The organism is Parahaemophilus parainfluenzae, from assembly GCF_001055095.1.
Lineage (GTDB): Bacteria > Pseudomonadota > Gammaproteobacteria > Enterobacterales > Pasteurellaceae > Haemophilus_D > Haemophilus_D parainfluenzae_Z.
Map to the genome: position 1 here is coordinate 80,860 of NZ_JVHG01000007.1, position 10,413 is coordinate 91,272.

A 10,413-nucleotide genomic window follows, 5' to 3' on the forward strand; every position below is an offset into this window, starting at 1 on the left:
TAAGGGAAATAGCATGCTATACTTTTAGCCGTCTAGATTGTCATTTTGCTTATTTTTCATTAAAATACGGATAAATTATCAGGTTATTTAAGGTGCATTATGGCAAACTGGGATGGCAAATATATTAGCCCTTATGCAGAGCATGGCAAAAAGAGCGAGCAAGTCAAAAAAATTACAGTTTCTATTCCAATTAAAGTATTGGAAATTCTGACAAACGAGCGTACGCGTCGTCAGTTAAAAAGTTTGCGCCATGCAACAAATAGTGAATTGCTTTGTGAGGCATTTTTACATGCTTTTACGGGGCAGCCATTACCGACTGATGCAGATTTAATGAAAGAACGCCATGATGAGATTCCTGAAAATGCCAAAGAGATCATGCGTGATTTAGGCATCGATCCTGAAAGCTGGGAATATTAATTTATCCTTTTAATCCTTCCAAAATACTGCATTCAGGGTAATCATTGCCCTGACAAGCGTTATGCCATCGTTCTAATTCCTCTACCATTTTTTGCAAGTGATGAATTTGCTCATTCAATGCTTTAATATGCTGCGTCGTAAGTGCTTTAACTTCTCGACTACTACGATTGGGATTATCCTGTAATTGCAAAAGCTGTTGAATTTGTTGGAGTGAGAACCCAACATCTCGAGAGTGACGAATAAAACGTAGTCGTTCTAAATCCTTTTCTTCATAATGGCGATAACCAGAAAGGCTTCTCTGTGCAGGCTTTAATAAGCCGGACTTTTCATAATCCCGAATTTGTTTACTTGATAAACCGACTAATTTTGCCACTTCACTAATGTTCATAAAAAATCCTTGACCTTAACCTTATGTTAAGGTTTATAGTAAGCTTAATTTCAATCTATATCAATAATTAAGGAGTAAATATGAAATCAATTACATTACATGTAACAGGAATGACTTGTGGTGGTTGTGTGAAAAGCGTCACTAGAGTATTGGAAGAGCTTAATGGCGTAGAAAAAGCCGTAGTGACACTTGATGACGGTAAAGCAGTAGTTACCTTTGATGAAAGTGCGGTCAGTATTCCACAATTAATTGAAACAATTGAAGACGCAGGTTTTTATGCAACAGAATAAAAAAATAGCCATTCAAATCGAGGGGATGACCTGCCAATCCTGTGCTAATAGGATTGAGAAGGTGTTGAATCGAAAAGATTTTGTCTCTGAAGCGGGTGTGAATTTTGCTGCGGAGGAAGCCCATGTAGTATTTGATTCATCTCAGGCTTCAGAACAAGATATTTTAACAATTATTCAAAAAGCGGGATTTAATGGCATTCTAAAGCAAAATGTGTTGCCTAGCACGCCCAATGAAACGAAGATTAGTCCACGTTTATGGTTGCTTTTGTTCATTAACATTCCTTTTTTAATCGGAATGATCGGGATGATGTTTAATCATCATTCTTGGATGATGCCGCCAATGTGGCAATTTGTTCTTGCGAGCATTGTGCAACTCTGGTTAGCCATTCCTTTTTATAAAGGTGCGATTGGTAGTATTCGAGGTGGTTTAGCCAATATGGATGTACTAGTGAGTACAGGTACGTTGGCGATTTATCTCTATTCAGTCTTTATGCTTTTTTATCATCAGTCAATGGGGCATGATGGCGCATCTCATGTTTATTTTGAAGCATCGGTGATGGTCATCGGTTTCGTCAGCCTTGGGAAATTTCTTGAGGAAAGAACGAAGAAACAAAGCTTAAATAGTTTAGGATTATTATTACAACTCACCCCAAAACAAGTGAGTGTTCAACGTGAAAATCGTTGGAAGACGATTTCTCTCGATCAAGTAAAAATAGGCGATATTTTACGAGCTAATCAAGGTGAACGTATTGCCGCGGATGGTATCGTTGAACAAGGGACAGGGTGGTGTGATGAAAGCCATTTAACTGGTGAATCTCAACCATTAGAAAAAATGTCTCAAAGCCCTGTGCTTGCAGGAGCAATGGTGACACAAGGTAGTCTTATTTATCGAGCTAATCAACTCGGCCAGCAAACGCTATTGGGCGATATGATGAAAGCGCTTTCCGAGGCGCAAGGTACAAAAGCACCCATTGCTCGTTTTGCTGATAAAGTTGCAGCTGTATTTGTGCCTGCCGTGTTGTTGATTTCCGCGATAACATTTGGATTAACCTGGTGGATAAAAGGAGATTGGGTTACCGCTTTAATTCATGCGGTTGCCGTGTTAGTTATCGCTTGTCCTTGTGCGTTAGGGCTTGCTACACCTGCTGCCGTAATGGTGGGAATGGGGAAAGCAGTCAATGCAGGGATTTGGTTTAAAGATGCGGCATCTATGGAAGAGGCGGCGCATGTGGATACGGTGGTATTAGACAAAACAGGAACGCTAACTCAAGGAGAGCTCAAAATTGCCGCTGTTTGGCAACCACAAAGTGCGGTCTATTCTGAGGAAGATTTGTATCGTATTACGGCTTCCGTTGAGCAAAATGCCAATCATCCTTTAGCTAAAGCGATAGTCCTGGCTGCGCAGGAAAAATCACTTGAAATTCCGACCGCACTTTCAGTTCATTCAGAAGTGGGTATGGGCATCTCAGCTCATATTGACGGAATAGGTTTGGTTAAAGTCGGTAAGCCGACTTATTGTGAATTAACCTTACCAGATAATATGCCTCAAATTTGGCAAATTGCGAGTATTGTTGCGGTATCTGTAGATAACAGTCCAATCGGTGCTTTTGCATTAGCAGACAGTCTAAAAGAGGATAGTTTGCAAGCGATTCAACGCTTACATCAACATAATATTGATGTGGTGATGATGAGTGGTGATCAACAATCTGTCGTTGATTATGTTGCCCAGCAAGTAGGTGTGAAAACTGCACAGGGTAATTGCAGTCCACGTGACAAAGCGACTTATATTGAGAGATTACGTCAGCAAGGCAAAGTGGTCGCAATGGTTGGTGATGGTGTGAATGATGCACCCGCATTAGCAATGGCTAACGTAAGCTTTGCGATGAAATCGGGTTCTGATGTAGCAGAACAAACTGCATCGGCGACACTCATGCAGCATTCAGTTGAACAGTTAGTTGATGGGTTAATGATTTCCAGAGCAACATTAAAGAATATTAAGCAAAACTTATTCTTTGCTCTCATTTACAATGTACTAGGTATTCCACTTGCCGCATTGGGCTATTTAAGTCCTGTATTAGCGGGCGCAGCAATGGCGATGAGTTCACTTTCTGTGCTATCCAATGCATTGCGATTAAAACGAGTGAAAATTAGATAAGAAAAAGGCGATATGAAAATATCGCCTTTTGTTTGAACTAACTTTGTTTCCATACTGGAAGTTGAATCGTGACGGCAAGTCCACCTAAATTACTGGATTCCGCCCATACTTTTCCATTGTGTTCATTCACTACATTATAGACAATTGTTAAACCTAGTCCTGTTCCGCCAGTGGCACGTGTTCTGGTTTCATCAACTCGATAGAATGGTTTAAAGATTTTATCAAATTCTTCTGGTGGTAATCCCAAGCCATTATCATCTACTCGAATTTGCAGACAATTATCATCCTGTTCATTTTTATGTAAATCAATGGTTAAGAAAATACGATCTTTCGTGTATTTCAAGGCGTTTCGAATAATATTTTCAATCGCACTGGTGAGCAAACTTAGGTTGCCATAAATCATATGTTTTTCAGGATGTAAAATAGAAATATTGATATCGCAGGTAATATGGCGCTGTTCAGCTTCAAATAAGGCATCTTTTATCACATCATCCCAAAGCTGATTGATAGGGAATAAATTATGCTCCATTTGAGAATGCATTTGTTGACGAGAAATGAGTAACAACTCGCTAATCATTTTGTCCATTCGTTGGATTTCTTTCTCAATGCGTTTAACTGGCTCAATATCACCCGTTTGATGGCGAACCAAGGCTGTGGAAAGTTGTAAACGTGTCAGTGGTGTTTTTAATTCATGAGAAATAGATGACAGTAGATTGTGTTGATTCGAAATGAGATTATCAATCGCAATCGACATCTTGTTAAAGCTTTGACCGACTTCTCGTAATTCTGATGGACCATGATTCGCTAGCTCATTATCAACTTTGAAGTTACCTAATGCCACGCTATTAGCGGCTTTTTGCAAATTGGTAATCGGTTTGACGATGGTATGAGTGAACCACCAAAGCAAAGGAGTCGTGATAATTAACGTTAAGAGCAGTAAGATCCAAGGGTGATCAAGCATATAACGTAAGATTTCTTGTTGGCCATTTGCTCGAGACACAAAGAATAATTCGGATGCTTGGTCGGAATCACCAATATAGACTTTAAAAGGTCCTGCAATTTGAATATCTTTAAACGTTTTGCGTTGTGGCTGGGCGAAGTTACTTGATTCTTGGGCGAACTGAGCAATATGTATTCTTTCTTCGCCTAAAGCGCCGAAGATTTCTTTTTCAGGCGTCATGATGACTGGGCGAGCAGAGTCGAATTTATCAGTTGGAAGCACAGGAACGCCTGCGAGAATACCATTGATTCTATTGTTACGAATTGATTCAACGAGTTTCTTTTGATAGCTCGATATTTCATTTTGATTTAAATCTGAGTATAAGCGGCTATCAAAATAAGGGAGTGCGACTAAAAGCGCGGTCATGGCAAAGAATGCCAACCAAAAGACAGTGAATGTGCGTATAGTGAGCTGATTTAAGCTAAATTTCTTAATAAGCATTATTCACAAACCAATAAGTAACCACGACCACGTAGCGTTTTCAGCCATGGTAAGCCATTGTCTCTTTCTGGAAGTTTTTTGCGCAAGTTTGACATATGCATATCAATCGAGCGATCGAAAGGAGAAAGGTGTTTGCCAAGCACATTCATACTTAATTCTTCACGCGAGACAATTTGTCCAGGACGAAGCACAAGTTTATGAAGTAGGGCAAATTCAGAGCCGGTTAGACCGAGATCCTGCCCTTTATAAGAGGCTTGTTGAAGACCAGAATGAAGGACTAAACCATAAAATTCCAATGTATTCTCTTCTGATGGAAGTGCGGTCGAATTTTGAGTATTTTCTTTTTCTACTGGCGTAGCACGACGTAAAATAGCTTTAATGCGAGCAACCAGTTCTCGATCGTTAAAAGGTTTTGGTAAATAGTCATCGGCACCGAGTTCTAAGCCAAGAACACGATCGATTTCTTCACCTCGAGCGGTAAGCATCATTACAGGGACATTTGATGTTTGGCGAATTTTCTTGAGTGTTTCAATCCCGTTTAATACGGGCATCATGATATCGAGTAAAACTAACTGGTGGCTTGCATTTAGCTTATCTAACGCTTCTTGGCCATTATTCGCGACTTCGACTTCAAAACCGGTCAGTCGTAAAACTTCAGCAAGTAAATCTGTTAGTTCAATATCATCATCAACTAATAGAATCTTTGACATTTTCATTCCCTTGTAATACAACGAACCTGCTTGATATGACAAGCAGGTGTTATTTTTAAATGATTACCAGAATTTCCACCAGCTTTTCTTACCTGAGTTTTCAGGTGTGCTGATAATAGTATTATTTTCGTCTTGTTTTGCCACTTCAGGTAATGGCTTATCTAATTCTGCACTACTTACTAAACCGTTTTGATCAAATTTCACTGTAAATGTGTGCTGCTCAGGTTTTTGGTAAGAGTGTTGTTGTAAGAATACGTAATACCAAGTTAAGTTACTATAAGGATCAATTAAAACCGGTGTACCAAGTAAATATTGTACTTGTTGGGCGGTCATGCCTGGTTTTACTTGTGCCACAGTGGCCGCTTCTAAATAGTTACCTTGTGGTACATCAATACGATAAACTACTTTTTGTACAGTTGAACAAGAAGTTAAGCTTAATGCCAAAACAACTGCACCTAAAAATGTTTTTAATTGCATATTTTTTACCTTTTACTGCAAAGTTATGTCGAATGATACCGAAACTTTATGATCTTGCCAAATTAATTATCGCACTTTAATGCTTTTTGAAGTTGATCTTTCAGATTTGGTGGTATCCCTTTGATTGTTAAAGTATCTGTAAGTGGATCCCATTCAATACGGTTATTCAATAAATCCGCATCAAAACTTAATGTCACCCCTTTACCGGAACCTGAAAATTTCGCTAATGTTTTTAAGGCTGAACGTACTGGTGGAATCGTTTCTTCCAAGCCGTAATCTTGCTCTTCTGTAAAGGTGACAAAAGGGCGCTCGTTTAGAGTCGGCAAATTAGCTGAAAGTTCAGTTAATGCGATCTCATCACCGCTTGCTAATTGACCTTTGCAGTACTCAAATACCTGTTTTTTGACTGCTTGGGTTTGCTCTTTGTTCAATTCACCCTGTTCACAGTAGTCATTTACCGCTTGTAATAAGCATTGGTTTTGAACTTGTGGATTTAACCCTTCTTCTGCACCCAAGAAATCCATAAAGAAGTCACTAATTTTACGGCCTACACGACCTTTAATGAAGGTGAGATAGCGGTTTGAGTTTGCGTTCACTTGCAAATCCGTTAAGTTGATACGTGCCGCAATATCAAATTGCGTGATATCTAAGTATTCTGTTCGGCGAATTTCAAGATTTTCGTCAACTAACATACTGATACGACTATCTAACAGGGCGATGAATAAGTAATCCGTTGCTAAAAAGTTATATTGGCATAGGATTAGTGTGCCACTGTCAGCAAAATTATATTTGCCCAATTCTTGCGCTAATAATTTCGTGGATTGTTGGCTGAAATTTAAAAAGTTGATTTCATTTTCTAATAAACGATTCAGATCTTGTGCAAAAATGGAATTCTCTTGGAAGACACCAAATGCTTTACCTTTATTTTGATAACCTTGATGTAATTGCAACATCATTTGTTCGACTTCCGGCGTAATGGCAAGAAGTTCATCACGCAACACGCTTTCCATGGTAGTGGTTTCATTTTCAGCGTGCTTAACTAATTGATGTAGCACGATTTGATTAACCGTAATGCTCATAATTTTTTCCTTCGTAAAATTTACCTTAAATTATAACCGCACTTTTTAAGCAAGAAAAAAGAAATTATTCAGATTGGACAAATTATCGGGTATGATATGAGAAGTTTTTTTGTATTTAGAACAGGCTTAAACATTCCAAATGGCTCAACATTCAAAGTATTCCGATGGGCAAGTTAATGCCATCATTAACGACATGATTAGCGTACTTGAAACTCACAAAGCACCCGTTGATCTTTCTCTTATCGCTTTAGGCAATATGGCCAGTAATTTATTGACCACTAGCGTGCCAGCCGCACAGCGTGAAGCTCTAGCTCAAGCCTTTGCCAACTCTCTAATGAATTCGGTAAAAATAAAATAAAATGTTTTGGTTTAAAAAGAGCAAATTCAACGGGCGTGAATACCGTGAAGAAACCTCACGAAAAATTTCGTGGGGACATTGGTTTGCTTTTTTTAACATTATCATCGCAATTCTTATTGGCAGTCGTTATGCCTTTCTCATTGACTGGCCCGACACATTACTCGGCAAAATTTATTTCTTCATCAGCTTATTAGGCCATTTCAGCTTTTGTGTTTTTGCCCTGTATTTGCTGGTTATTTTTCCACTGAGTTTTATCATCAAAAATCACCGCACTTTCCGTGGCCTAACGGTGATTATTGCGACAATTTGCACCACATTACTGCTGTTTGATACAGAAGTATTTAACCGCTTTAATATCCACCTTTCTTCTATTGTTTGGAATTTGTTAGTGAACCCTGAAAAGGGCGATCTCTCACGGGATTGGCAAATTTTCTTTGCGCCAATGCCGATTATTTTGCTAATCCAAATGCTTTTCTCCCGTTGGAGTTGGGAAAAATTACGTAGCTTAGAACGTCAGAAATGGCTGAAGAAAGTGGGATTAGTGCTGACTTCCACGTTTGTCGCGACACACTTAATCTACGCTTGGGCGGATGCATTTTTATATCGTCCGATTACTATGCAGCGTTCAAACTTCCCACTTTCTTATCCAATGACAGCAAGAACCTTTTTGGAAAAACAAGGGTTTATTAATGCGGAAACATACTCACAGCGTTTAGAGCAAGAAGGGCGTTTGGATGCATTAAAAATTGATTATCCGAAAAAAGATCTTCAGTTTGAGCAAGTTGAAAACAAACCAAATATTCTCGTGATTACCATTTCAGGCTTACGTTATGATGCGCTAACGAGCGAGAAAATGCCTAAATTGTTTGAGTTTGCCACAAGTTCTACTCAATTTACGAATCATTACAGCAGCGGCAATACGAACAATGCCGGCTTAGTAGGCTTATTCTATGGACTGAATGCGAATTATACGGACAGTATTTTGAGTAATCATACGCCGTCAGTGTTAATCAAAAAGTTGCAAGATGAAAAATATCAATTTGTCGCTTATTCATCTACAGTATTTAAAGACAGCTTGTTTAAACAAGCTTTATTCCGTAATGTGAAATTGCCTAAAGTGAAAGCTTCTTCGCCAAAAGAAGCGATAAATGGTGTTTTATCTCTTTTAAAAGAGGATAAACCTTGGTTTGCTTATGTGGATTTAGATATTGCGGATCTAACGGAAGAAAATTACACCAAATCGCTTGCGGAGATTGATCAACAAATTGATGACACTTTAGCATCAGTTTCCTTAGATAATACGATTGTCATCATTACGGCAGAGCATGGTACAACGTTTAATAAGCTGGATGAAAAAGCGAAAGAAAACTATTTTGGTCGTGATGAAATCCAAGTGCCATTTATTGTTTACTGGAAAGATTTGCCGGTACAAGAAGTGACAAAATTAACAAGCCATACCGATTTATTGCCAGCATTGATGTCATCGATCTTTAAAGTGAAAAATCCAATTTCGGATTATGCACAAGGTCGCAATTTATTTGAGCTTAATGGCGATCCTTGGGTGTTGGCATCAAATTTCCGTTGGAATGTCATTATTCAACCGGATGGCACACAGTATCATATTGATCGCAAAGGAAACTATAAGAAATTTGACCGCACTTATACTGAGCAATCTTCAAGCCGCCCACCACTCGGCTTGTTCTTAGACGTCTTCAAACAAGAGCGTTCTTTTGTCAATAAATAGATAGCTTTTTTGTGCTTAAAATCTTATACTTTGCACTCAGTTGAAAGACTGAAAAGATGTTATTAATTAAAATCTGCGAATTTTTCATAACATTGCAAACAATTCACAATAGACCAGATCCTTATTGGGTTTGCTTTTCAATTAATACACTTCTCGTCTCTCTTTTCCTTTCTTTTTTGGCGGAGTTATTATGAGAAATCACGTTCGTAGCTTTAAAACGTTTATTCGAGACGAAATCATTAAAAAAGGTGGCTGGGTCAATGCTCATGCTCACGCAGATCGTGCTTTTACAATGACACCCGAAAAAATCGGCATTTATCACAATAGTAATCTTCAACAAAAATGGGATTTAGTGGACGAAGTTAAACGTACATCAAGTGTTGATGATTATTACGCCCGTTTCTGTCAATCGATTGAGCTGATGATTTCCCAAGGGGTAACTGCATTTGGTACTTTTGTAGATATTGACCCAATTTGCGAAGACCGAGCTATCATTGCTGCGCATAAAGCTCGCGAAGTTTATAAGCATGACATTATTTTGAAATTTGCCAATCAGACCTTAAAAGGGGTGATTGAGCCGGAAGCACGCAAATGGTTTGATATTGGCTCAGATATGGTGGATATGATTGGAGGCTTACCTTATCGCGATGAGCTTGATTATGGTCGCGGCCTTGAAGCAATGGATATTTTACTCGATGCGGCTAAGTCTCGAGGCATTATGTGTCATGTGCATGTGGACCAATTCAACTCTCCGAAAGAAAAAGAAACAGAGCAGCTTTGCGACAAAACTATCGAGCATGGTATGGAAGGTCGAGTCGTGGCGATTCATGGAATTTCCATTGGTGCGCATAGCAGAGAATATCGTTATAAACTTTATGAAAAAATGCGTCAGGCAAAAATGATGATGATTGCTTGCCCAATGGCATGGATTGATAGTAACCGAAAAGAAGATTTAATGCCTTTCCATAATGCCTTGACACCTGCAGATGAAATGATTCCAGAAGGGATTACAGTCGCGTTAGGTACGGATAATATCTGTGATTACATGGTGCCACTTTGTGAAGGGGATTTATGGCAAGAATTAAGCTTGCTTGCTGCGGGCTGTCGTTTCCCTCATCTTGATGCAATGGTTGATATTGCGAGTATCAACGGACGTAAAGTGTTAGGTTTAGAGCCAGTTTAATCCTAAAATCTAATAAAAGTGCGGTCATAAAACGAAACGTTTTGTGGCCGTTTTTATTTATAAGATAAAACAGAACTAATGCTAATTTGACTGATTTAAAAAAGGACTTTAAGAAAAGTGGTGGGCGATACCGGTCTCGAACCAGTGACCCCCTCCTTGTAAGGGAGGTGC

The 10,413-nt window shown here is 39.0% G+C and carries 11 protein-coding genes; 6 read left to right on the forward strand and 5 right to left on the reverse strand.

Going from position 1 to position 10,413, the window contains the following annotated elements; all coding sequences use genetic code 11:
* The first annotated feature begins 99 nt into the window (after positions 1–99).
* The gene (metJ, locus tag ADA56_RS01900) at positions 100–417 is read left to right on the forward strand and encodes a met regulon transcriptional regulator MetJ (protein WP_005696757.1); all 318 of its coding nucleotides are present in this window, start codon (positions 100–102) and stop codon (positions 415–417) included.
* A gap of 1 nt (position 418) precedes the next feature.
* On the opposite strand, the gene cueR is transcribed toward metJ, so the two are convergent.
* Positions 419–805: a Cu(I)-responsive transcriptional regulator gene (gene cueR / locus ADA56_RS01905; protein ID WP_049368936.1), complete on the reverse strand. Its 387-nt coding sequence runs from the start codon at positions 803–805 to the stop codon at positions 419–421.
* A gap of 80 nt (positions 806–885) precedes the next feature.
* Between cueR and ADA56_RS01910 the strand changes: the two genes are divergently transcribed.
* Both ADA56_RS01910 and ADA56_RS01915 read left to right on the forward strand, forming a co-directional pair.
* Positions 886–1,095 carry a heavy-metal-associated domain-containing protein gene (locus ADA56_RS01910; RefSeq protein WP_049368937.1) on the forward strand — a complete coding sequence of 70 codons (210 nt, stop codon included), beginning with the start codon at positions 886–888 and terminating at the stop codon, positions 1,093–1,095.
* Positions 1,082–3,250, forward strand: coding sequence for a heavy metal translocating P-type ATPase (locus ADA56_RS01915; RefSeq protein WP_049368938.1), 2,169 nt, complete (start codon positions 1,082–1,084; stop codon positions 3,248–3,250). The genes ADA56_RS01910 and ADA56_RS01915 overlap by 14 nt, the downstream gene beginning before the upstream one ends.
* A gap of 37 nt (positions 3,251–3,287) precedes the next feature.
* Here ADA56_RS01915 and cpxA read toward each other — a convergent pair whose 3' ends face one another.
* The 4 genes from cpxA to yejK all read right to left on the reverse strand — a co-directional run bounded on the left by cpxA (position 3,288) and on the right by yejK (position 6,957).
* Positions 3,288–4,691 (reverse strand): envelope stress sensor histidine kinase CpxA, encoded by a 1,404-nt coding sequence (gene cpxA, locus ADA56_RS01920; RefSeq protein WP_049368939.1) that lies wholly within the window; start codon positions 4,689–4,691, stop codon positions 3,288–3,290.
* Complete coding sequence (locus ADA56_RS01925) at positions 4,691–5,401, reverse strand: response regulator (RefSeq protein WP_049368940.1); 711 nt, start codon at positions 5,399–5,401, stop codon at positions 4,691–4,693. Before ADA56_RS01925 ends, cpxA begins: the two co-directional genes overlap by 1 nt.
* A 63-nt stretch (positions 5,402–5,464) precedes the next feature.
* Positions 5,465–5,878 carry an outer membrane protein assembly factor BamE gene (gene bamE / locus ADA56_RS01930; protein ID WP_049368941.1) on the reverse strand — a complete coding sequence of 138 codons (414 nt, stop codon included), beginning with the start codon at positions 5,876–5,878 and terminating at the stop codon, positions 5,465–5,467.
* 62 nt (positions 5,879–5,940) lie between these two features.
* Entirely contained in the window at positions 5,941–6,957 is a 1,017-nt protein-coding gene (yejK, locus tag ADA56_RS01935; protein ID WP_049368942.1) for a nucleoid-associated protein YejK, read from the reverse strand.
* A 139-nt stretch (positions 6,958–7,096) separates the two neighbouring features.
* Between yejK and ADA56_RS01940 the strand changes: the two genes are divergently transcribed.
* The 3 genes from ADA56_RS01940 to ADA56_RS01950 all read left to right on the forward strand — a co-directional run bounded on the left by ADA56_RS01940 (position 7,097) and on the right by ADA56_RS01950 (position 10,242).
* Positions 7,097–7,315, forward strand: a complete 219-nt coding sequence (locus ADA56_RS01940) for a YejL family protein (protein WP_005698664.1) — start codon at positions 7,097–7,099, stop codon at positions 7,313–7,315.
* A gap of 1 nt (position 7,316) precedes the next feature.
* Positions 7,317–9,059, forward strand: coding sequence for a DUF3413 domain-containing protein (locus tag ADA56_RS01945; RefSeq protein ID WP_049368943.1), 1,743 nt, complete (start codon positions 7,317–7,319; stop codon positions 9,057–9,059).
* A 190-nt stretch (positions 9,060–9,249) separates the two neighbouring features.
* Positions 9,250–10,242, forward strand: a complete 993-nt coding sequence (locus tag ADA56_RS01950) for an amidohydrolase family protein (RefSeq protein WP_005696743.1) — start codon at positions 9,250–9,252, stop codon at positions 10,240–10,242.
* Positions 10,243–10,413: the final 171 nt, after the last annotated feature.